The sequence below is a fragment of the Salinirubellus litoreus genome, assembly GCF_037335815.1.
GTDB lineage: Archaea > Halobacteriota > Halobacteria > Halobacteriales > Haloarculaceae > Salinirubellus > Salinirubellus litoreus.
Map to the genome: position 1 here is coordinate 2,052,842 of NZ_CP147841.1, position 22,449 is coordinate 2,075,290.

The following is a 22,449-nucleotide window of genomic DNA, read 5'->3' on the forward strand; positions in this document are numbered from 1 at the left end:
CGGCTACCCGTTTCGGAGGCTACGACGTCGACTTTATCGATCGACCGGCGGCGGACGGTGGGTTTTAGACCGTGTGACCGGAACGAGGGGGTGTGACTTCGCGGCTCGTCCTCGGCTGTGGCACGTTCGGCCGACGGCTGGCGCTCGAACTCGGGGATCGGCGAGAGCCGCTGCTCGTGCTCGACGGCGACGCGGGCCGCGTCGAGGGGCTCCGCGACGAGAGCATCCGCGCCGAGCAGGCCGAGACGACCGACCCCGAGGTGATCGACCGTCGCGCGGCCGACCTGCTCGACGGGGTGGAGACGGTGATCGTGGGCGGTGACGATCCGGCGGAGAACCGCGCGGTGGCCCGGGCCGGGCGCGAGGCGTTCCCCGAGGCGTTCCTGCTCGCCTACACCGGTCAGGGACCGACGCCGGCCGACCGGGCGGCGCTCGGCGAGGTCGCGGACCGGGTGGTCGACGAGGGGACGGCGACCGCCGAGACGCTCGGGCGGCCCATCCGCGAGGTGGGCTACCGGACCAGGCGACTCCGCCGCGTGCTCCGGTCGCTCTCCGGGCCGCTCGCGGTCGTCGCCCACGACAACCCGGACCCCGACGCCATCTCCTCGGCGTTCGCCCTAGCGCGCATCGCCGAGACCGCCGGGATCGAGGCCGAGGTCTGTTACTACGGCGAGATCAACCACCAGGAGAACCGGGCGTTCGTCAACCTGCTCGAATACGACCTCACGGCGCTCGGCCCCGACTCGGATCTCGACCGGTTCGGCTCGTTCGCGCTCGTCGATCACTCCCGACCGGGCGTCAACGACGGGCTCCCCCCCGAGACGGAGGTGTCGGTCGTCATCGACCACCACCCGCCGCGCGAGCCGGTCGAGGCGGAGTTCGTCGACCTGCGCTCGAACGTCGGCGCGACCTCGACGCTCCTCACGGGGTACCTCCGGGACCTCGGCATCGAACCCGACCGCGGGCTCGCGACCGGACTGCTGTTCGGCATCCGCGTCGACACCGACGACTTCTCGCGCGAGGTCGACCCCGAGGACTTCCGGGCGGCGGCGTACCTCCTCTCGTACGCCGACACGGCGACGCTCGAACGGATCGAGTCGCCGTCGATGGACTCCGAGACGATGGACGCTATCGCCACCGCGATCGGCAACCGCGAGGTGCGCGACGACGTGCTGGTCACCTGTCTCGGGGAGGTCTCCGACCGGGACGCGCTGGCGCAGGCGGCCGACCGGCTGCTCGACCTCGAGGGTATCGCGGTGACGTTCGTCTTCGGGTTCACGGGCGTCGACGAGGAGAGCGTCGTCTACGCATCGGCTCGCGCCCGGGGGACGGACCTCGACCTCGGCGAGGCGCTGCGGGACGCGTTCGGACAGGTCGGCAGCGCCGGCGGGCACGCGGACATGGCGGGCGCACAGCTCCCCGTCGGGATGCTGATCGACGAGGACGACGAGGACCCCGGCGACGTCATCGAGGACGTCGTCACCGAGCGGTTCTTCGACGCGCTCGGGGTGGGTCCGAACCGCGCGGCGACCGCCGTCTACGCCCGGGGTGACTACATCGGCACCGCCGAGGAGTATCGGGTTCCCGGCGACGGGGACGCGGGGTCCGGACGCGAGTCGGATGCCGATCCCCGGTCCGACGAGAGAGGCGAGGGACGCGACGATTCCGACCGGAACGCGTAATCCGACACGGGAGGAGACCGCCCACGAGGTTTTTGTCGCCCGCCCCCCTCGGTCCGGCCGATGGAGAGCGGAGACAAGCCGCGGGTGAAGGATTACATGACCCGGGACGTGCAGACCGTCTCGGGCGACGACACCGTGGCCGACGTCGCGCGGGCCATCGCCGAGAGCGAACACGGCGGGTTCCCGGTGACCAACGGCCGCCGCGTCGAGGGGTTCGTCTCGGCGCGCGACCTCCTGCTCGAATCCGACGACGCCCCGATCTTCACCGTGATGACCCGCGACCTCGTCGTCGCCCACCCGGATATGCGCATCAACGACGCCGCGCGGGTCATCCTCCGGTCGGGCATCCAGAAGCTCCCCGTGGTCGACGACACCGGGAACCTCGTCGGCATCATCTCGAACGCGGACGTCGTCCGCTCGCAGATCGAGCGGGCCACCCCCGAGAAGGTCGGCAAACTGATGCGGACCCTGGAGAACATCCACGGCATCAGGGCGACCGAGGAGCGACGGACCGTCCGCCTCGACGACCTCGTCCCGACTCAGACGAAGGTCTACTCCGACGAACTCGAGGGGCGGCGCTACGAACTGGAGAACGGGCTCGCCGAACCGCTCGTGGTCATCGACAACCCCCTCTCCGTGACCGGCGAGGGCTCGAAGGAGCTACTGCTCGCCGACGGCCACCACCGCGTGAAGGCCGCCCGCCGGCTCGACATCGACGAGATGGACGCCTACGTGATAGTCCTCAACGAACCCGTGGAACTCGGCATGGCGGAGACCGCCCGCAAGGAGAACCTCTCCTCGATCGAGGACATCAAGGAGGTCGACTACGCCCACCACCCGCTCGTCGAGACGACCGAGCGATTGCAGGGGCGGTAGAACGATTGCGCGAGGATTAACCGTCGGGTGGGACTGAAAGGCGGGGGCTTTCGAGATGTTTTCAGCTGCCGTACGGAGTACTACTGCACATATCCCGAAACGCCGGCCCCTTTCAGTCCCACCCGGCGTCCCGATCCCGGCGAGCAGACCGTAGAACGCCCTCCGGGGGTGCCGTGCGAAGGTTCTTACTCGCACCGACCGAACCGCCGCTATGTTCGACGAGGAGGATCTGGCCGAGATCAGGGAGACCCGCGAGGAGTGGGAGGGGGAGACCCTGGACCCCGCGCTCGACGCCCACGGCGAGCGCAAGGACCGCTTCGCCACCGTCTCCAACCACGAGGTCGATCGCGTCTACACGCCCGAGGACGTCGCCGACCTCGACTACGACGAGGACCTCGGGATGCCCGGCGAACCGCCCTACACGAGGGGTGTCTACCCGACGATGTACCGCGGTCGAACGTGGACGATGCGCCAGTTCGCCGGCTTCGGCACCGCAGAGGAGACCAACGAGCGGTTCCACTACCTCACCGAGCAGGGTCAGACGGGCCTCTCGACGGCGTTCGACATGCCGAGCCTGATGGGGCTCGACTCGGACCACCCGATGAGCGAGGGGGAGATCGGCAAGGAGGGCGTCGCCGTCGACACCCTCCGGGACATGGAGGTGCTGTTCGACGGCATCGACGTCGGCGAGGTCTCGACGAGCTTCACGATCAACCCCTCCGCCGCCGTCGTCTACGCGATGTACGTCGCGCTGGCAGACCAGCAGGGCGTCCCCCGCGAAGAGATCAGGGGAACCCTCCAGAACGACATGCTCAAGGAGTTCATCGCACAGAAGGAGTGGGTCATCCCGCCCGAACCCTCGCTCGACGTCGTCACGGACACCATCGAGTTCGCGGTCGAGCAGACGCCGAAGTTCTACCCCGTCTCGGTCTCGGGCTACCACATCCGCGAGGCGGGCTCGACGGCGGCACAGGAGGCGGCGTTCACGCTCGCCGACGGCTTCGCCTACGTCGAGGACTGCCTCGAGCGGGGGCTCGATATCGAGGAGTTCGCGCCGCTGCTCTCCTTCTTCTTCAACTCGCACAACTCCATCTTCGAGGAGGTGGCGAAGTTCCGCGCCTCCCGCCGGGTCTGGTCGCGACTGATGGCCGAGTGGTACGACGCGGAGTCGGACGCGGCCCGCCGGCTGAAGTTCCACACCCAGACCGCCGGCCAGTCGCTCACCGCACAGCAGCCGCTGAACAACGTCGTCCGGACGACGATCCAGGCGCTCGCGGGCGTGCTCGGGGGGACCCAGAGCCTGCACACGAACAGCTACGACGAGGCGCTCGCGCTCCCGAGCGAGGACGCGGTCCGGGTGGCCCTCAGAACGCAACAGATCATCGCCGAGGAGTCGGGCGCGGCGGACATCGCCGACCCGCTGGGCGGGAGCTTCGCCGTCGAGAAACTGACCGACGAGATGGAGGCCGAGATCGTCGAGTACGTCGAGGAGATCCGCGAGCTGGGCGACGGCTCGGTTCGCGACGGCGTGCTCGAAGGGATCGACCAGGGATACTTCCACCGCGAGATACAGGAGGCCTCCTACGAGTACCAGCAGCGCGTCGACCGCGGCGAGGAGGTCGTCGTCGGCGTCAACGAGTACCGAACCGAAGGGGAGCCCGACACGGAGATCCTGAAGGTCGACGACGCGGTGGCCGAGAAGCAGCTCGACCGGCTCGCTCGCGTCAAGCGCGAGCGCGACGACGACGCCGTCGAGGAGACCCTCGATGCGCTCTCCTCGGCCATCGACGAGGGGGAGAACGTCATGCCCTACGTCATCGACGCGGTGAAGGCCTACGCGACGATGGGCGAGATCATGTCCGTCTTCGAGACGCACTACGGGAAGTACTCCGAGAAGATCGGACTCGCCTGATCCTCTACACCTGCGCCGCCTACAGCAGGTCACGCCGGCGGAAGTAGAGCAGGCCGGCGACCGGGGCCAGCACCGTCCAGCCGAGCAGGACGGCCGCCGCGAACCAGTGGGTCGTCGCGACCGTCGCCACCTCGTCGGGGGTGGTGATCAGGGGGTGGCCGTACTCGAACTCGGCGAACAGGGTCGTCAGCTTCACGTAGGCGTTGATCGGGTTGAGCCGGCCGATCCAGAAGTACCACTCCGGCCGCGGGTAGACGCTCTCGACGCCCGTGAGCGTGAGGAACTGGACGGCGGGCCAGCCGCCACGGAGGACGGCGAAGACGGCGATGACGACCGCGACCGCGCGGTTCGAGGTGTCCGCGTAGGCCGACGCAGTGAGCCCGATGCCGACGAACAGCAGCGCGTACGGGGTCGAGACGGCGGTCAGCCCGACCATCGCCAGGAACGACCCGTCCCGGAAGGTGAGCGCGACGATCAGGCCCGTCAGCAGCAGACAGACGACCAGCGGGACGCAGACGACGGTCGATCTGGAGGCGAATTTACCGGCGTAAGCGTCGTCGCGGCTGTTGGGGAGCCCGAGGAGGAACCGGACGCTGCCGGTCTCGCGTTCGCCGACGAGCGCGGCGTAGCTCCCGATCAGCCCCACGAGCGGGAGCAGGAGCGACAGGCCGCCGCCGGCGACCAGCACCGCGGTCCCCATCCCGGGGCGCGCGCCGCTCCCCGACGGTTCGCGCAGGGCCAGCGTCACGACCACCGCGAGGACGGTGAACGCCAGGACGACCGCCGCGATCTGCTTCGGGCTCCCGAGGAAGACGAGCGCGACGAGCGAGCCGACGACCAGTAGCGCGCCGATCCCCGCGAGCGCCTGGACGCCCGAGCCGAGCGCGAACAGCCCCGCCGCCACGACGGTCGTGAGCGCGACGATCGCCGTCACCGCCGTCCCCGTGCGCGAGCGGTAGACGCTCCGGAGGTCGCGCCGGAAGACGTCGGTTCGACTCATTCGCTCGCCCCCGACTCCCGGGCCGGGCCGTCGCTCGCGGTGTCCGTCCGCGGAACGGTCGTCGCGCCCTTCGCGGACGCGGTGTCGTCCGAGCCGGTGTACCGCGAGAACACGTCGGAGAGCGACGCCTCGCGGACCTCGAAATCCTCGAAGACGCCCATTTCCGCGACCGCGTTGAGGACCCTGAGCTTCGTCGCGCCGTCGCCGTCACACGACACCTCGATCCGGCGGTCGTCGACGGCAACCTCGTGGACGCCCTCCGTCCCGGACAGTCCGTCGACGAGCGTCCGGGGGACCGCCGAGACGGAGACGTCGAGGGCCGTCCCGACGCCGAGCTCGCGCCGGAGGTCGTCGACGCCTCCCTCCGCGGCGAGCGAGCCGTCGAGGAGGATGCCGATGCGGTCGGCGACCGCCTCGACCTGTTCGAGGATATGGCTCGAAAAGAAGACGGTCGTGCCGCGTGCGGACTCCGTCTCGACGATCTCCCGGAGCGTCCGTGCGCCGTTCGGGTCCAGGCCGGTCGAGGGCTCGTCGAGCACGAGCAGGTCGGGATCGCCCACGAGCGCGACGGCGATGGCCATCCGCTGGGCCATCCCCTTCGAGTAGCCGCCGGCACGGCGTCCGGCGGCGTCCGAGAGCCCCACACGCGCGAGCAGTTCGTCGGGGTCGTCGGTCGCGTCCTTCGTCTCGATGGCGTGCTCGACGTGCTCCTTCCCCGTGAGTTCGGGGTAGACGCCGTACCCTTCGAGCAGACAGCCGGTCCGGCGGCGGATCGGCAGGCTCTCGGCGTTGGCGTCGTGGCCGAACACCGAGACTCGCCCGTCGGAGGGCTTGGTGAAGTCGAGCATCACGTTGATCGTCGTCGACTTCCCGGCCCCGTTCGGGCCGAGGAAGCCGAACGTCTCGCCCGCTTCGACGGCGAGATCGAGGTCGTCGACGGCGGTGAATCCGCCGAAACGCTTGGTCAGGCCGTCGAACTCGACGACGGGGTCCGGGCTCATCGGCTCACCGGGTGGAGGGAGGGCAGTCGGGGACCGTCCATATCCGAAGGCCCGGCGAGCCCGGGAAAAGTCTTGTGTGGCGTCGGTCAGCCCCTGGCGACAGAAATATTGTACCACCCTCGGAACCCCGAACGAGGGAACTATGTCAGACGAAGATGCGGACGTCGAGCTGGAGGCGCGGCTCCGCGAGCAGGAGTACTTCCGACCCCCGTCGAAGTTCGTCGGGCAGGCCAACGCCTCGGATCCGGCCATCCACGACGAGGTGGGCGAGTTCCCCGAGGGGTTCGAGGCCTACGCCGAACTGCTCGACTGGGACGAACACTGGGACGAGACGTTCGATGGGTCGAACCCGCCGTTCTTCGAGTGGTTCGTCGGTGGGAAGCTCAACGCCTCGTACAACTGCGTCGATCGGCACCTGGGTGAACGCAAGAACCAGACCGCCCTGCTCTGGGAGGGTGAGGACGGCGAGCAGGAGAACATCACCTACCAGGACCTCTACCGCGAGGTCAACGAGATGGCCGCCGCGCTCCGTGACGTGGGCGTCGAGGAGGACGACGTCGTCACGATCCACCTGCCGATGGTGCCCGCCCTGCCCGTGACGATGCTCGCGTGCGCCCGGATCGGTGCGCCCCACTCGGTCGTCTTCGCCGGCTTCTCGGCGTCGGCGCTCGCGGAGCGCGTCGACAGCGCCGACTCGGACTACGTCGTCACCATCGACGGCTACTACCGCCGCGGGGAGTTCCTGGAGCACGTCGAGAAGGCCGATACGGCTCTGGAGGAGGCCGACCGCGACCCGCAGGTGCTCTGCTGGACGCGCCACGACGAGGTCCACGACTCCGCCGACGTGAGCGATGAGTACACGATGGTCCCCGAGCTCCTCGAAGATCACCGCCGCGAGACGGTCGAGCCCGTCTCCCGGGACGCCGAGGACCCGCTGTTCCTGATGTACACGTCGGGGACCACCGGGAAGCCGAAGGGCTGTCAGCACCGCACGGGTGGGTACCTCGCCTACGCCGCCGCGACCTCGAAGCACGTGCTGGACATCAAACCGGAGGACACCTACTGGTGTGCGGCGGACATCGGGTGGATCACGGGCCACAGCTACATCGTCTACGGCCCGCTCGCGCTCGGGACGACGAGCGTGATGTACGAGGGGACGCCGGACTACCCGCACAAGTCCCGGATGTGGGAGATCGCCGAACGCTACGACGTCGACATCTTCCACACCTCCCCGACCGCCGTTCGGATGTTCATGAAGTGGGGCGAGGAGCACGTCGAGGGATACGACTTCGACTTCCGGCACATGACGACGGTCGGCGAGCCGATCCAGCCCGAGGCGTGGCTCTGGTACTACAAGCACATCGGCGACGAGGACGCGGTGATCGTCGACACGTGGTGGCAGACCGAGACCGGCGGACACCTCATCACGAACCTGCCCGCCCTGGACGACATGAAGCCCGGGAGCGCGGGCAAACCCGCCCCCGGTATCGAGCCGGCGCTCGTCGACGACGAGGGCGAGGAACTCGAACCCGCCGCCGGGAAGGCGGGCAACCTGATCATCACCCGGCCGTGGCCCGGCATGCTCCAGACCGTCTACGGCAACCCCGAACGGTTCATCGACACCTACTGGGCGGATTTCTCCGATACGGACAGCGACGACTGGACGGACTGGAACTACAAGGCCGGTGACGGGGCCGTCCACGCTCAGGACGGCTACTGGCGGATCCTCGGCCGGCTCGACGACGTGATGAACGTCGCCGGCCACCGGCTCGGGACGATGGAACTGGAGTCGGCGGTCGCGGAGGTCGAGGCGGTCGCCGAGGCCGCCGTCGCCGCCCGCGAGCACACCGAGAAGGGCGAGGTGCCCGACGTCTACGTCGTCCTCCGGGAGGGCGTCGAGCAGAGCGAGGAGGTTCGTGAAGACATCATCGAGGCCGTCGAGGACGAGATCGGCGCGTTCGCCCGGCCCGCGAACGTCCACTTCGTCGACGACCTCCCGAAGACCCGGTCGGGGAAGATCATGCGCCGGCTGCTGGAGAACATCTCCAACGACGCCGACCTGGGCGACACGACGACGCTGCGCGACCCGTCGGTCCCCGAGCGAATCCGCGAGCAGGTCCAGGGCGACTGAGCCACGCTCGACCGCTCCTCTCTCGCTCGACCCCCGTCAGTCCCCGACCGAACGCCGGACCGCCCGGCCGACGACGAGCGGAGCCGGACCCGGAACGACTATCACGGTCTTTTCCGTTCACCCCGGATATGGAGCGACCCCTGCTAGTTACGGACTTCCTCGACAGGGCCCGACGCTACTACGGCGAGCACGAGGCCGTCGTCGCGACGACGGGCGAACGGTACACCTACGACGAATTCGGCGACCGGGTCGACCGGTTCGCGGCGTTCCTCGAGTCGGCGGGGATCGGGAAGGGCGACCGCGTGGCGGTGCTCGATCCGAACACCCACTACCACCTGGAGGCTGCCCACGGAATCATGAACCTCGGGGCGGTACACACGCCGCTGAACTACCGGCTCACCCCGAACGAATTCGAGTACATCCTCTCGGACGCCGAGGTCGACGCCATCTACGCCGACTACGACTACGCCGGGAAGATCGAGTCCATCCGCGACGAGGTGCCGGTCGAGACGTTCGTCACCAACGACGCCGACGCCGTGGAGGGCGACTGGCTCGACTTCGAGGACGTCATCGACAACGACGGCGCGTTCGAGCGCCCCGAGATGAGCGAGGACGAGGTCATCACGATCAACTACACATCGGGGACGACCGGCGACCCGAAGGGCGTGATGCGGACCCACCGGTGCGAGACGCTCCACGCCTACCTCACGATACTCCATCAGGACATCGAGGACACCGACGTCTACTACTGGACGCTCCCGATGTTCCACGTCAACGGCTGGGGGCACATCTACGCCGTGACCGGGATGGGCGCGAAGCATATCTGCGCCCGTGGGGTCGACGTCGAAACCGTGTTCGAGGCACTCCGCGAGGAGGACGTCTCCTACCTCTGTGCTGCGCCGACTGTCCTCAACCAGTTCGGGGCCTACTACGACGCCCACGACGTCCCGGTCCAGGGGGCGAACGACGTCCGCGTGGCGACCGCCGGGGCCTCGCCGCCGGAGGCGACCATCCGGACCATAGAGGACGAGCTCGGCTGGCACATCATGCACGTCTACGGCGCGACCGAGACCGGTCCGCTGGTGACGACCTCGGACTTCGGGCGGTTCATCGACGACGAGTCGCGATTCAGAGTGAAGAAGCGCCAGGGCATCGGCTTCCTCGGGACCGAGATCCGGGTAGTCGACGAGGACGGCGAGGACGTCCCGCGCGACGACTCGACCATCGGCGAGATCGTCGTCCGGGGCAACCAGGTGATGGAGGAGTACTGGAACAAGCCCGAGGAGACGGAAGAAGCGTTCAACGACCGCGTGGAGGGGTACTACCACATGGGCGATCTCGCGACGGTCGACGAGAACGGGTTCGTCGCCATACGGGACCGCAAGAAGGACATCATCATCTCCGGGGGGGAGAACATCTCCTCGATCGAACTCGAGGACACCATCTTCGAACACCCGGCGGTCGCCGACGTCGCGGTCATCCCCTCGCCGAGCGAGGAGTGGGGCGAGACCCCGAAGGCGTTCGTCGTCCCCGAGAGCGGCGACCTCGACGAGCCGGGCGTCACCCGCGAGGAGATCACCGCGTTCACCCGGGAACGGCTCGCCTCCTACAAGGTCGTCCGCCGGATCGAGTTCGTCACCGAACTCCCGACGACTGCCACCGGAAAGGTCCAGAAGTACGAACTCCGTGAGCGCGAGTGGGCCGACGAGGACGAGATGGTCGGACAGGGGTAGTCCGTATCGCGTGTAGGTGTCGGGTGGGACTGAAAGGGGTCGCGTTCTCGACGAGCGAGACGACGTAAGGACCGCAGGGAGGCCAAAGGCCGACCGAGGACCGCAGCGAGTCACAGCTGTCGAGAACGCGGGGGCTTTCGAGATATCCCTGTCGAAGACACGAGATACTGCAAACGGCTCGAAAGCCCCCAGCGTTCGAGTCGGGGGGCTCGCTGCGGTTCTCACCTCGTTCGCGTCGCTCACTCGGTTGCGGTCCTTGTGTCGCCCGCCTTCCTCGAACCGCTGGCCCCTTTCAGTCCCACCCGACAGCCCCCAGACTGTCGGAGCCGTAACTACCCGTGTCTCCCGGTCCTCAGTCGTTGACGTACCGGTCGGAGACGAACATCACGAGCGCGAGCACCACGCCGAGGACGGTCGCGAGCGTGATCGCCCCGTAGGCGGCCATTCCGAGCGGTGTCGGCGGCATCGCGACGAACCCGAATAGCTGCGGGTCGAGGTCGCGTGGGCCGATATAGCCGATGACGAACCCGGTGAACCCGGCGATGGCGACCACGACGGTGTAGAGGAGGAGGACGACGCTGCGCCCCGACCGCCCCCGTTCGACGACCCGCTCTGCGGTCGCCGCGTCGGTCTCCTGACTCACGGTACCAGGTAGGAGGAGTGGATGGATTAGCCTTTTGACCTCGTGGTCCCAACCCCGCGTATGTCAGAGAAGGACCTCCTGTTCGGCGTTCTCGCGGGGGTCGCGGCCATGATGTTCGTCACCGGGATCGTGCTCGTCGTCACCTCGGTGTAGGGGGGACACGACCGGATGGAGCGCATCGGGCCGGCGAGCGGGGAAGGGAAACGACCCGCGGCGGTGAGGTCGCTCCCAGCGAACGTCCCGGAGCGTGGCGTCCTCTCGTACGGATCGTTGTAGTCCTTTACCGGCGATCAGGGACCCCGTTCGGGTGATCGCCGGTGAATCGTTACGACAATCCGTATCAGTCGGCCTCGGCCCGCTCCCTGATGCCGGCCTTCGCGCCCTCGACCGTCTCCCGAACGGCGTCGATCCCCTCGTCGTGGACGAGGTCGCCGACGATCACGGTGTCGGCGTGGCGGCCCATCCGGTAGGCCGAGTCGTAGTCGTGGATGCCGCCGCCGTAGAACAGGGTGGCCTCCTCGCAGGCGTCGTGGGCGGCCTGGACGGTCGCCTCGTCGCCGAGGGTGCCCGAGTACTCGATGTAGACGATCTCCTGGCCGAACATTCGCTCGGCGACGGTCGTGTACGCGGCGACGTCCTCGGGGGTGAGGTCGCAGTCGGCCTGGGTGTACGTCGCCGCCGAGGAGTCGGGATTGAGGACGATGTACGCCTCGGTGTGGGTCCGGGACCAGTCGATCTCGCCGTCGAGACGGACCCACTCCTTGTGCGCGCCGGTCGTCCACGCGGGGTCGCCGGCGTTGAACACCACCGGGACCAGATAGCCGTCGAGCAGGTCCGAGTGGTAGACCGCGCCGACGTGACTGGGCTCGATGTACACCGGGACGTCGTGGGGGACGCAGGCCTCCACCACCCGACGCATCTTCTCCTCGGTCATCCCCGTGGTGCCGCCGATCTCGATCGCGTCGGTCCCCGTGCGGGCGACGTCCTCGAACGTCTCCCCGTCCGCGAGCGTCTTGTCCGGGTCCAGTTTGACGACGTGGTCCCAGTCGACCCAGGGTCCGCTCATTACACGTCAATCCGATGGCGTGGACAAAACGCCTTCGCCTTCGACGCCGCTCCCGAGGCGACCGTCCCGATCGGCCCCGTTCGCCCCCTCGACCGTCTCCGACACCGGACACGTCCCGGCGAGTGGGCTCGCCCGACGGCGGTTCCGCAGGCTTTTATCGGCGAGCGGCTTACCCGGGTAGTATGACGGTTCTCTCGTTCGACGACGACGGGGTGGACGTGGTGTACGAGGGGACGGAGTTCCGCCTCGAACGCGAACTCGTCGAGGAGGCCATCGGGAAGCCATACCCCGACGTGACCGACCACGAGGTGCTCGCCATCGTCGAGTCGGACCCGGCGCTCTCCGGCGAACCCCGGCGCATCGGCGACATCGTCCGCTGAACGCTCCCGGAACGACGGAGCGCAACCAGTTCGACGGACTCCCGACACCCCCCTGAGACGGTGGCCGACGGCCGACGGGTGATGGACGATACAGTCGGAAACTTGAGGTGCGGCGGGACGCATCCTCCGGTGAGATGGCGACCGAGGATCGGAACCGCGACGGCGTCGTGGACGGCGTCCGCGTTGACCTGATACGGCTCCACGAGACCTGGATGGAGCTGCTCTTCCCCCGCCAGCGGACCGCCACCCACTCCGTTCTCGGCAAGTGGCAGCCCTCCACGACGGTCGACAGGACGAAGTACCGCGTCTGGTCGGCCGTCGGCGTCCCGCTCGTCGGGCTGCTCTACCCGCTGTTGCTGGTCGGTCTGGCGACCCGGTTCTACGCCAGGCGGTTCGACTCGGCGGCGGCCCGTATCGGACTCGTGGGCGTCGTCGTTCTCACCACCGTGGCCTGGGGCGGGCTGACGCTCCTCGCCCGCGTCCAGTTCGGCGCGAACGCCCGCGGGTTCTACGCGGTGTTTGCGGCCAGTATCGTCGCCGTCGGTGCCTCCGCGCTGGCGATGACGTTCCGGGCGAAGGGCGGCCGGTTCGTCACGGTCGCGATCGCCTACCCCTTCGGCATGACCGCGATACTCCTCCCTCCCGTCGTGGCGGCGCTGTTCTCGCCGACCGTCGGGGACGTCGTGCTCACCGGAAGCGTTCCGCTCGCCGAGTGGCTGCTCGACAAGGTGTTCTTCGTCGGCGGGTTCGACGAGTACCTCAGCGAGAACTACGACCTCGATCAGTGGGGCGGGCTGGGCTACGTGATCATGTGGTTCGTCATCGCCGTCCCGCTCGGCTGGCTGCTCGGGGTGCTCGTCTCGCTGGCGAACCTCGCCCGTCCCTCCGAGGAATCGGACGAAAACACGGGGAGCGCGAACCCCGACGTCGAGTGACCGGGAGGGATGACACCCGCCCTCGGCCTACCCTTCGCGATCGGCCGGAATCTACAGCCTTATTCGGAACCCGCCCGAATCGCGTGTATGGAGTTCGACCTCACGACGACGGCGGGAATCTTCCTCGCCATCGTGGTCGTCGCCGTTGGCGGGCTCGCCGCCTCCGGCGTGATGACGACCGGTACCGTGCTGATGATGGTCCTCCCCTCGGTGCTGGTCTTCGGGGCCGTCTGCCTGTTCCTCGGGACGAGGTACGGCGAGTACCGCGCGACCCAGACCCACTGATTCGGAGCCGGAACTCGACGCCAGTTACTTCCCGCTCCCCGCGGCCGCCTCGTAGCTCGCCCGCAGGTACGGTTCGAGCTCGTCGAGGTCCGACCCGTCGATCGGGACCTGCACCCACTTCTTCACCGCACGCCCGTTCGCGTCGAACGGTTCGGTCTCCCGTTCCGCTTCGAGATCCGCACGGGCGTCGTCGGAGAGCCGCGTCAGCGCCACCGCGTCGGTCGTGAGCGCGGCGAACACCTTCCCGTTGGCCCGGTAGCACGGACAGCCGAACATCGTGACGGTCGATACCTCTTCCTCCCAGCCGCCGACCATCGCGTCGAACGCCTCACGGAGCCCCGCACCCGCCTGCTCGTCGAAGTACTGCATGACCACTACTCGTCGTGTGAGGATATGAACACACGTGTGACAGGTGCGGACACGGTCGTGGGACGGGGTCCGCACCGGATGCCGCCGGGAACGACCCGCCGGTTTCAGCGCATCAGCGACCGCATCTCACAGGAGAGCACGGTCGTCCCGGAGTCGTTCAGGACCTCGAGGTCGTAGGTGATGACGCCGGTACCGGGCCCCTCCTCGCGCTCGTCCTTGTCGAGGACCTCGAGTTCGACGTGGATGGTGTCGCCGACGAAGACCGGCGCGCGGAAGCGCACGCGGTCGATGCCGTAGAACGCGACGACCGACGCCCGTTCCTCCGGCGAGCGGGACTGCCAGATGAGCCCCGTCGCCGCCGAGAAGACGAACATCCCGTGGGCGATGCGCTTGCCGAACATCGAGTCGGCCATCCGGTCCTCGTCGGTGTGGAGGTGGTTGAAGTCGCCCGAGACCCCCGCGAAGTTCGTCAGGTCCGACTCGGTGACCGTCCGGCCCTGTGTGCGAACCGTCTTGCCGACCTCGATGTCGTGGAAGACGCTCGCTTCGGTGTCCGGGTCGCCCATCTCCCAGCCGTCGCCCTCCCAGTCGGTCATGCGTCCCCCCGGAACAGCCGGTAGGTCGTCCCGCCGGTGGCGACCACCTTCTCCTCGCCCTCGTGGCGGGCGGTCGCCTCGCACTCGGTGACGCCGACGGTCCGCCCCGCGCGGACCACGTTCGCGGTCACCCGGACGTCGCTCCTGGCGGGCCGGACGTACTTGACGTTGAGGTCGGTCGTCGTGAGGCTCGCGTCCGTCGGGTCCTCCATCGTCGAGCGCAGCGCGAACGCCGAGGCCGTGTCGATCACGGTGGCGGCGATACCGCCGTGGAGCGTCCCCGAGGAGATGTTGGCGAGCTTCTCGTCGAACGGCACCCGGAACGTTGCCCGGCCGTCGCCGACCGACTCGACCTCCAGGCCGAGCCACCGGAACAGCTCCATCCCCTCGACGGACTCGCGGACGCGGGGGTCGACCGTCGGTTCCGAGTCCGCGTCCGTCTCCCCGTCCGGATCGGCTCCGGGTCCGGTTCCCATCTCAGTTCCCCTCGAACTCGGGGTCGCGGTCCTCCATGAACGCGCTCGCGCCCTCCATCATGTCGTCGGTCGTCAGCAGGAGGCCGAACGCCTGGCTCTCCATCCGGAGGCCGGCGTCGATGTTCTCGTCGGCCCCCTCGTTCATGACCTCCTTGGCCATCCGCAGGGCGATCGGCGGCCCGTTCACGAGGTCGGAGACGAACTCCTCCACCGTGTCATCGAACTCCTCGTCGCTCACCGCGCGGTTGATGAGCCCCCACTCCTCGGCTCGCTCGGCGTCGATGTGCTCGCCGCGGAAGACCAGTTCCTTCGCGCGGGCCTCGGTGAGCATCCGCATCGTTCGCTGGGTCCCGCCGCCGCCGGGGATGAGCCCGAGGTCGATCTCGGGGAAGCCGAACGCCGAATCCTCGGTGGCGATGCGGAGGTCACACGCGAGCGCGAGTTCGAGCCCGCCGCCGAGACAGAACCCCTCGATCTTCGCGAGCGTCGGCCGGGGGAACTCCGCGACGGTCTCGAAGACGGGCGTGACGTCGACGTCCGCCGGGTCCATTCCCGCGAATCCCGTGATGTCCGCACCGGCACAGAACGCACGGTCGCCCGCACCCTCGAACGTCACTGCCCGAACGTCGTCGGTGTCGACGTGGTCGAGCAGGTGGACGATCTCGTCCATCAGGTCCTGGTTGAGCGCGTTCAGCCGTTCGGGACGGTCGAGTTCGATCTCCAGCAGGCCCGCATCGGAGAGGGAGTAGTTGAGCGTCTGGTAGTCGCGCTCGCTACTGTCGCCGTACTCGTAGAACCCCTCGCCGGCGTCCTCGCCCGTCTTCCCCGCTTCGACGAGTTCGACGAGGTAGGGGTGGGGCTCGTAGCGCTCCTCGCCGTACTCCCCGTGGAGGTCGCGGAGCTTCTCGAGGACGCTGTCGAGGCCCATCTTGTCCCCGCGCCGGCAGGGACCCTCGGGGAAGCCGGTCCCGAGGCGCATGCCTGTGTCGACGGCGTCGGCCGTGGCGACGTCCTCGCCGACGATGCGGGCGGCCTCGTTGATTATCAGGGCCTCGACGCGGAACGTGTCGAACCCCTCGCCGTCCTCGGGTTCGTAGTCCGTTCCGTCGCCGTCCTCGTAGTCGTAGAAGCCCTTGCCGGTCTTCTTGCCGAGGTCGCCGGCCTCCTCCTTCTCCTTGAGTATGGGAGGAACGGGCTGGCCGGCCTCCTCGCGGACGTGGACGTTCACGTCGATCCCCGTGAGGTCGGCGAGTTCGAACGGGCCCATCGGGTATCCACGCTGGTGGACCATCGCGGCGTCGGCCTCGCGGATGGTGGCCTCGTCGTTCGAGACCATCCACGCCGGCTCGATCATGAACGGGAAGAGGACGCCGTTGACGACGAAGCCGTTGACGTCCTTGCGGACGTAGATCGGCGTCTTGTCGATCGCCTCGACGAACTCGTAGGCGGTCTCGGCGGTCTCGTCGCTCGTCTCCGCGCCGTAGATGATCTCGACGAGGTCCATCTTCACCGGCGGGTTGAAGAAGTGCATCCCGCAGACACGCTCGGGGTGCTCGGTCGCCGTGGCGATCTCGGTGATCGACAGCGAGGAGGTGTTCGACGCGAGGATCGCCTCGTCGTGAGTGTAGGACTCGATCTCCGAGAAGATCTCCCTCTTCAGGTCCATCCGCTCGGGGGCGGCCTCGATCACGAGGTCGGCGTCGTGGGTCGCCTCCTCCAGGTCGACGGCGGTCGAAATTCTCCCCAGGATCGTCTCGGCGTCCTCGTCGAGCCGGTCGTTCTCCTCGAGCTTCTCGAGCGACCACTCGATGCTCTCGTAGCCGTCGTCGACGAGGTCCTGCTCGATGTCCCGCATCGTCACGTCGTAGCCGGCCATCGCGACCACTTCGGTGATACCGTGTCCCATGTTGCCCGCGCCGAGAACCGCGACGCGGTCGATCCCTTCGAGGTCCGGACTCATGGTCGGGAGTGGCGGGCGAGTCCGCATAAGTCCACCGTCCTCGCTTAACGACGCTAACCTCGGGGGCCCGTTCCGAAAACAGTGGTAACTCATAGGGGTTATCGTAGCCGGCCGGAGGATTCGACCTGCCGACACCGGTCGAGCGGCATCCGACCGGGGAGAGACGGTGTGAGTAACTACGATAACCCCTATCAACCGAGCAGCAGGAACACGAGGAACGGGAGCACGAACAGCACCGCGAACATCACCAGGAGTATCGCGCCGTAGCTGACCGCCGTGCTCGCCGCCGCGGTGAACGACGGGTGGTCGAACCGGTCGCGCAGGTCGGACGCGCTCATGATCGGAGGTGAGGGCGCTCGCGCTTAGACCTTGTGCCCGCACCTGACGCCCGGGTCCAGGGAGCGGTGCCGACCCCGAGCCGCGAGGATCGAGAACGCGCGATGCTCGCACCGTTCCGACCTGCGCCGAGGCCGGAGCTCACCGGCGGAACGCGATCCGAACCCGCTACAGCGCGAACGCGTACACCATCAGGAACCCGAAGTAGACGAGGACGAGCACCGCGAGCGCCTTCAGCCGGAACATCCGTATGTCCTCGGCCTCGGCGTCGCGGGCCGCGTCGTAGGCCTCCCGCTCCGCGGCGTCCAGGCGCTCCCCGTGCTCCTGTCCGCGGTGGAGGTCACGCCACGGCTCGCGGGTGAACCGCCGGCCACAGTAGGGACACTCGAACGCCCCCGTCGTGGCTTCGGTGTCCGGGGTGGGATCGGCGGTCGGGTCGGCGTCGGCGGTCGGGTCGGTGCTCATCAGATAAAGGGTGGGGCCACGTACGGTCTGGAGACGATCAGCAGCGAGGTCATCGTGTAGAACACCATGACCAGCGTGAGCGCGTACTGGCTCCGGACGGCCTGGATACGGCCGGGAAACAGCTCGAAGGAGGTGGCGTGGGCCACCCAGATGGCGAGGAGGTGGCCGAGGATGACGAACCCGAGCGCGATCCCCTGGAACCAGGTGGGAAGGACGATGGCGATGGGGCTCGGCGGGGAGAGCGGACTGGTGAGTGCCCCGAACAGGGTCGGCGAGAGTTCGACGAAGTAGCCCAGGTAGTGAGCGACGTGGTAGCCGGCGGCGATGGCCAGGAGCGAGGGCGCGAACCGGCGGGCGAGCGTCGACGCCGGGAGGTACGTCTCCGCCCGGCGGCGGCCCGAACGGATCGCGAGCACGAACGCGCCGTAGAAGAGGCCGAACCCGGCGAGGAGCGCCACGGGGTAGAGCAGGACGGGCGGCGCGCCGGCCCCGACGAGCGCCGTCGCCAGGTCGCGCCACGGCGGGGTCGCCACGAGCCCGTCGTAGGTGGTGACCCAGAGGAGCGCGACGACGAACGCGGCCTCGCTCCGGGTCGCCACGAGGTCGGGGTCGTCGAGGCCCGTCCCCGGGATGCGGAGCCGGATCGTCCCGTCCTCGTGGGAGAGCGGGGCGACGGCCCCGTAGTAGTGGAACACCCGCGAGACGGGGTCGACGCGCTCGAACCAGGTGTCGGCTCCGAGGACGACACAGCCCGAGAGCGTCACGACCGTGTAGGCGAGGACGACGACGGCGAGGAGTCGGGGTTCGTCGGCCAGCGGGCTGACCACCTCCAGCCAGACCAGTCCGAGCAGGCCGACGACCGCGGGCCAGGACTCGAACCGCTCGGGGTAGGGTCGGTCGAGCGACGGGAGGTAGCGGGCGACGGTTCGCCAGGGGTTGAGCACCGGCCAGGTGTTCCCCACGAGGTAGGTTGTCATGGCGTATCCGGCCCACCAGCCCACCCAGACGACGAGTACGCCCAGGTTCGACAGCGGGGCCGCGGGGCCGAACAGGCCGACGCCGATCACGGCGAGGAGTCCGAGCACGCCGACTGCGTTCCCGACCCCGACGAGGAGGTCCGCGGCCGGGAGCGAGAGGACGCGACGCCACCCGTGGACGAGCCTGATGAACGCCCGGTCGGTGACGAACGACGCGAGGAGGAATGAGGCTCCGACGACGCCGCCGCCGGTCGCCAGAAACAGCCACAGCGGAACCGAGAGCGACCGCGCGGGGGCCGACCGGAGGCTCCCGCCGTGGGCCAGCGCCGGCCCGACGAGGAGGACGCCCCCGAGCACGAGCGAGAACGCCGCCGCGAGCCCCCCGCGAAGCGCTCGCTCCGCACGCGAGCGCGAACGCGGGCCACCACGGGACGGATGACGGGGGCGGGTCCGTCGGGTCATCGGCGGCGATAGGGAACCCGGGGAAGTGTACCTGTCGAAGCGTTCGAGACGGTTCGGTGTCGGGTCGGAGAGGGATCGAGGTCAGCCGACGCCCACGATGGCCCCGATGTAGAGGACGACGACGAGGAACACCCAGACCGCGTCGACGAAGTGCCAGTACATCGAGACGGTCGAGACCGATGTGTGCTTCTCGGCGGAGTACTGGCCCATCATGGCCCGGACGAAGACGATGAGCAGGAGCACCGCACCGAGCGAGACGTGGAGCCCGTGCAGTCCCGTCAGCCCGTAGAACGCCGACCCGTACGCGCCCTCGGCGATGGTGAAGTTCTCGTGGACGATGAACTCGTAGTACTCGTAGGCCTGGCCACCGAGGAAGACGATGCCGAGCAGGAGCGTCAGGCCCAGGAGCCCGAGGAACCGGCCGCGGTCGTCGTTGCGGAGCGCGACGTGGGAGTAGTGGAGCGTGACGCTCGAGATCAGCAGGAGGACCGTGTTGGCGATCACGAGGCTCCCGAAGATGTTCCCGCTGGCGACGAGTTCGGGCAGGTTGTCCCACGCGCCGACGCGGATGAAGAAGTAGTAGATGAACCCGGCTCCGAACGTCGCCACCTCCGTCCCGAGGAACAGTAGCATGGCGAACCGTAATCCGGAACCGTGACCGTCGCTCTCCCAGAACGCCTTGACGAAGGCGTGGTAGACCCAGCCGTAGAGGCCGACCAGGAACAGCAGTACGGAACCGGCGACGACGACGGGGCCGTACACCGGGTCCACCATCGGGCTGTCGCCGCGCCCGAGCACGAACAGTGCCGCGCCGATGTAGATTCCACCCGCACCGAGGGCCGTGACGAACGGCCACCACGACGCCTCGCCGAACCCGCGGGGCCAGTCCTCGACGGCGGGGAGGTGGTGGGCGTGGTCGTCCGATTCGTGACTCATGCCGCCGACTAACGATTCGGCGAGCAAAAACCCTCCTACTCTCGCCCGGCGATCGTGACCGCGAACCGGGTCACGTCCCCTCCATCGCGTCGCGGAACCGGCGAGCGACGTGGGGGAAGTCGAGCGGCGGTCGGCTCTCGGGGTCGACCGGCTCGACGCTGCAGGCGACCAGCGCCGCCCCGTCGTACTCGACGGCCGCGTCGTACGCCTCCCGGAACCCCTCCTCCGTGGCCGCGCCGTACGACCGGAGCCCGACCGCCTCGGCGACGGCCGCGAAGTCGACGAGCTCCGACCCCGAGGGCTGTCCGCCCGTCGTGGCGAACTCCCCGTTGTCGAAGACCACGACGACGAGGTTCGAGGGATCGTGACGGGCGACGGTCGCCAGCGCGCCCAGCGACAGCAGCGTCGAGCCGTCGCCGTCCAGTACCGTAACCTGCTCGTCCGCCTGGAGGGCGAGCCCCAGTCCCACGGGCGTCGTCACGCCCATGCTCCCCCAGAGGTAGCAGTTCCGTGCGCGGTCCTCGACGCCCGCGAGGACGTAGGAGGCGACCCCGAGGTTCGAGACGAGCGCGGCGTCGGGCGTCGAATCGAGGACGGCCGCCGTACACGTGGCCTGGTCCGCACGCGGGGAGTCAGGCCGGTCAGAACTCATCCTTCGCCCCCGTGAGCGTCGACTCCAGCAGGACGGCGTACGGTGCCCGGGTCGAGAAGGCGGTCCGTGCGGCCATCCCCACCCGTCGCCCGGCGTCATCGGGATCCTCCAGGCTGGTGTTCCGCACCCCGATGGTGTCGAGGATGTCGGCGAGGCCGTAGCCGAACGGGACCTGCGCGGCGTTGAACTCGTCGAGGTCGCCGCGCCGGGTCACCAGCGCGAGCAGCGGGAGGTGGGCGGGAACCGAGAGCGACGCGAGCCCGTTGATGGTCGTCGCGAGGCCGCTCGACTGGCAGATCAGCGCCCCGCGGCCGTGCCCGAGCCACGTCCCCGCGAGGACGCCGATCCCTTCCTCCTCACGCGAGAGCCGGACGGTGCTGAACCGGTCCTCGTCCTCGATACGGTCGAGGAGCGATGAGATCGCCGAGTCCGGCAGGTACGCCACGGTCGTGACGTCGTTCGCGGCGAGCGCGTCGACGACGTCCCCTTCCCATGTCATGGTCGGTGGCCGACCCCACGGGTCTTTACTGCTGTGACTGCACCGGCGGATCCGAGTGGTCGAGTGGGGTGGGGAGAGGAGCCCGAGACGCGAGCCGCAGGTCGAAGGAGGGAGGTGATGGGCGACCGGACGGTGGCGGTGGTCGAGAGCGGTGGACGAAGGAGAGCGGAGTCTACAGGTAGGTGGTGGAGTCTACGCGCTGGACTCGTTGCCCTGGGACTGCTTGCTCTCGAGGTACTCCTGGTACTCGTCCTGGGAGACGACCTGCACCTTGCCGAGCATCTGGGAGTGGCCGACCCCGCAGTACTCCGCGCAGTAGAGCTGGTAGGTCCCCTCCTCGTAGGCGACGGTCTTGAGCGTGTTGTACTGGCCGGGGAAGGCGTCCTGCTTGAGCCCGAGGTCGGGGACGTGGAAGGCGTGGAGCCAGTCGGTCGAGGTGATGTGGAGATAGACCGTCGTGTTCTTCGGGAGATACAGCGGCTCGTCGTTCGTCGAGAGCCCGCTGACGTTCGCCTCGTTGTATTTGTACGTCCAGTAGTACTTCTGGGCGACGACCTCGATCTGTACCGCGTTCTCCTCGGAGGGGTTGGGTCCAACGGCCCCCTCGAAGTCCTCGGTGACGGCGGCGGGCTGGGCGTCGGGGTTCGAGGCGGCCGTGACACCGCCGATGGCCACGACGCCGAGCACCTGGTAGGAGGCGACGCCGACGAACAGGAGGATGATCGCGGTGGCGACCGTCCACGTGATCTCCAGTCGGCGGTTCTCCTTCGTGGGTGTCGCCTCGTCGACGTTCGACTCGCGGAACCGGACGACGGTGTAGATGAGGATGGCCTCGACGAGGATGCTGATCGGGATGGCGACGTAGAGGAGCTTCTCGTTCAGTCCCTGGATGAGCGCCTCGTTGAGCGAATTCTGCGCGGCTACCGGCTGCGCGAGGAGCGCGGCGAGGAAGGCGAGCCCGACGAGGGTCCGGGCCGCGGCTCGCTTCAGGTTCATATTCGCGGTTGGAATGGGCCCGGTAAGTAGTTGCCGAAAGGCGACCCGGTGGGCGAAAACGCGGGTGATAAGTAACGCCCG

23 protein-coding genes are annotated in these 22,449 nt (G+C 68.4%); 8 read left to right on the top strand and 15 right to left on the bottom strand.

The window, feature by feature from the left end; all coding sequences use genetic code 11:
- The first annotated feature begins 92 nt into the window (after positions 1–92).
- From WDJ58_RS10110 to WDJ58_RS10120, 3 genes are all read left to right on the top strand, one after another.
- Positions 93–1,682: a DHH family phosphoesterase gene (locus WDJ58_RS10110; protein WP_338917578.1), complete on the top strand. Its 1,590-nt coding sequence runs from the start codon at positions 93–95 to the stop codon at positions 1,680–1,682.
- A gap of 60 nt (positions 1,683–1,742) precedes the next feature.
- Positions 1,743–2,558 carry a CBS domain-containing protein gene (locus tag WDJ58_RS10115; RefSeq protein ID WP_338917579.1) on the top strand — a complete coding sequence of 272 codons (816 nt, stop codon included), beginning with the start codon at positions 1,743–1,745 and terminating at the stop codon, positions 2,556–2,558.
- A 211-nt stretch (positions 2,559–2,769) separates the two neighbouring features.
- On the top strand, positions 2,770–4,470 hold the full coding sequence (locus WDJ58_RS10120) for an acyl-CoA mutase large subunit family protein (RefSeq protein ID WP_338917580.1): 1,701 nt from the start codon (positions 2,770–2,772) through the stop codon (positions 4,468–4,470).
- Positions 4,471–4,489: 19 nt separating this feature from the next.
- Here WDJ58_RS10120 and WDJ58_RS10125 read toward each other — a convergent pair whose 3' ends face one another.
- Together WDJ58_RS10125 and WDJ58_RS10130 are read right to left on the bottom strand one after the other, a co-directional pair.
- Positions 4,490–5,470: an ABC transporter permease subunit gene (locus tag WDJ58_RS10125; protein ID WP_338917581.1), complete on the bottom strand. Its 981-nt coding sequence runs from the start codon at positions 5,468–5,470 to the stop codon at positions 4,490–4,492.
- Positions 5,467–6,471, bottom strand: coding sequence for an ABC transporter ATP-binding protein (locus tag WDJ58_RS10130; protein ID WP_338917582.1), 1,005 nt, complete (start codon positions 6,469–6,471; stop codon positions 5,467–5,469). The genes WDJ58_RS10125 and WDJ58_RS10130 overlap by 4 nt, the downstream gene beginning before the upstream one ends.
- Positions 6,472–6,613: 142 nt before the next feature.
- Here WDJ58_RS10130 and acs point away from each other — a divergent pair, with 142 nt between their 5' ends.
- Both acs and WDJ58_RS10140 read left to right on the top strand, forming a co-directional pair.
- A complete protein-coding gene (gene acs, locus WDJ58_RS10135; protein ID WP_338917583.1) occupies positions 6,614–8,602 on the top strand; it encodes an acetate--CoA ligase in 1,989 nt (662 codons plus the stop codon).
- A gap of 128 nt (positions 8,603–8,730) precedes the next feature.
- Positions 8,731–10,335 carry a long-chain-fatty-acid--CoA ligase gene (locus WDJ58_RS10140; protein WP_338917584.1) on the top strand — a complete coding sequence of 535 codons (1,605 nt, stop codon included), beginning with the start codon at positions 8,731–8,733 and terminating at the stop codon, positions 10,333–10,335.
- Positions 10,336–10,687: 352 nt separating this feature from the next.
- Here WDJ58_RS10140 and WDJ58_RS10145 read toward each other — a convergent pair whose 3' ends face one another.
- Together WDJ58_RS10145 and WDJ58_RS10150 are read right to left on the bottom strand one after the other, a co-directional pair.
- Positions 10,688–10,978 carry a DUF7520 family protein gene (locus WDJ58_RS10145; protein ID WP_338917585.1) on the bottom strand — a complete coding sequence of 97 codons (291 nt, stop codon included), beginning with the start codon at positions 10,976–10,978 and terminating at the stop codon, positions 10,688–10,690.
- 340 nt (positions 10,979–11,318) lie between these two features.
- Positions 11,319–12,044 carry a phosphoglycerol geranylgeranyltransferase gene (locus tag WDJ58_RS10150; protein ID WP_338917586.1) on the bottom strand — a complete coding sequence of 242 codons (726 nt, stop codon included), beginning with the start codon at positions 12,042–12,044 and terminating at the stop codon, positions 11,319–11,321.
- Positions 12,045–12,226: 182 nt separating this feature from the next.
- On the opposite strand from WDJ58_RS10150, the gene WDJ58_RS10155 reads away from it, so the two are divergent.
- From WDJ58_RS10155 to WDJ58_RS10165, 3 genes are all read left to right on the top strand, one after another.
- Positions 12,227–12,424 (top strand): DUF5800 family protein, encoded by a 198-nt coding sequence (locus WDJ58_RS10155; RefSeq protein ID WP_338917587.1) that lies wholly within the window; start codon positions 12,227–12,229, stop codon positions 12,422–12,424.
- Between the two features lie 134 nt (positions 12,425–12,558).
- Positions 12,559–13,359, top strand: a complete 801-nt coding sequence (locus WDJ58_RS10160) for a hypothetical protein (protein ID WP_338917588.1) — start codon at positions 12,559–12,561, stop codon at positions 13,357–13,359.
- 87 nt (positions 13,360–13,446) lie between these two features.
- A complete protein-coding gene (locus WDJ58_RS10165) occupies positions 13,447–13,644 on the top strand; it encodes a DUF7333 family protein (RefSeq protein ID WP_338917589.1) in 198 nt (65 codons plus the stop codon).
- Positions 13,645–13,668: 24 nt separating this feature from the next.
- On the opposite strand, the gene WDJ58_RS10170 is transcribed toward WDJ58_RS10165, so the two are convergent.
- From WDJ58_RS10170 to coxB, 11 genes are all read right to left on the bottom strand, one after another.
- Positions 13,669–14,013 (bottom strand): MmcQ/YjbR family DNA-binding protein, encoded by a 345-nt coding sequence (locus WDJ58_RS10170; protein ID WP_338917590.1) that lies wholly within the window; start codon positions 14,011–14,013, stop codon positions 13,669–13,671.
- A 104-nt stretch (positions 14,014–14,117) separates the two neighbouring features.
- Positions 14,118–14,609: a MaoC/PaaZ C-terminal domain-containing protein gene (locus tag WDJ58_RS10175; RefSeq protein WP_380660636.1), complete on the bottom strand. Its 492-nt coding sequence runs from the start codon at positions 14,607–14,609 to the stop codon at positions 14,118–14,120.
- Positions 14,606–15,085 (bottom strand): PaaI family thioesterase, encoded by a 480-nt coding sequence (locus WDJ58_RS10180; protein ID WP_338917591.1) that lies wholly within the window; start codon positions 15,083–15,085, stop codon positions 14,606–14,608. Before WDJ58_RS10180 ends, WDJ58_RS10175 begins: the two co-directional genes overlap by 4 nt.
- A gap of 1 nt (position 15,086) precedes the next feature.
- Positions 15,087–17,045, bottom strand: a complete 1,959-nt coding sequence (locus WDJ58_RS10185) for a 3-hydroxyacyl-CoA dehydrogenase/enoyl-CoA hydratase family protein (protein ID WP_338917592.1) — start codon at positions 17,043–17,045, stop codon at positions 15,087–15,089.
- A 191-nt stretch (positions 17,046–17,236) separates the two neighbouring features.
- Positions 17,237–17,383, bottom strand: a complete 147-nt coding sequence (locus tag WDJ58_RS10190; RefSeq protein ID WP_338917593.1) for a hypothetical protein — start codon at positions 17,381–17,383, stop codon at positions 17,237–17,239.
- A 166-nt stretch (positions 17,384–17,549) separates the two neighbouring features.
- Entirely contained in the window at positions 17,550–17,846 is a 297-nt protein-coding gene (locus WDJ58_RS10195) for a DUF7410 domain-containing protein (protein ID WP_338917594.1), read from the bottom strand.
- Entirely contained in the window at positions 17,846–19,285 is a 1,440-nt protein-coding gene (locus WDJ58_RS10200; RefSeq protein WP_338917595.1) for a hypothetical protein, read from the bottom strand. The genes WDJ58_RS10195 and WDJ58_RS10200 overlap by 1 nt, the downstream gene beginning before the upstream one ends.
- Positions 19,286–19,366: 81 nt before the next feature.
- A complete protein-coding gene (locus WDJ58_RS10205; protein ID WP_338917596.1) occupies positions 19,367–20,221 on the bottom strand; it encodes a cytochrome c oxidase subunit 3 in 855 nt (284 codons plus the stop codon).
- 70 nt (positions 20,222–20,291) lie between these two features.
- A complete protein-coding gene (locus WDJ58_RS10210) occupies positions 20,292–20,873 on the bottom strand; it encodes a thiamine pyrophosphate-dependent enzyme (protein ID WP_338917597.1) in 582 nt (193 codons plus the stop codon).
- A complete protein-coding gene (locus WDJ58_RS10215; protein WP_338917598.1) occupies positions 20,863–21,372 on the bottom strand; it encodes a thiamine pyrophosphate-binding protein in 510 nt (169 codons plus the stop codon). Before WDJ58_RS10215 ends, WDJ58_RS10210 begins: the two co-directional genes overlap by 11 nt.
- Before the next feature lie 192 nt (positions 21,373–21,564).
- Complete coding sequence (coxB, locus tag WDJ58_RS10220; protein WP_338917599.1) at positions 21,565–22,368, bottom strand: cytochrome c oxidase subunit II; 804 nt, start codon at positions 22,366–22,368, stop codon at positions 21,565–21,567.
- Positions 22,369–22,449 lie beyond the last annotated feature (81 nt).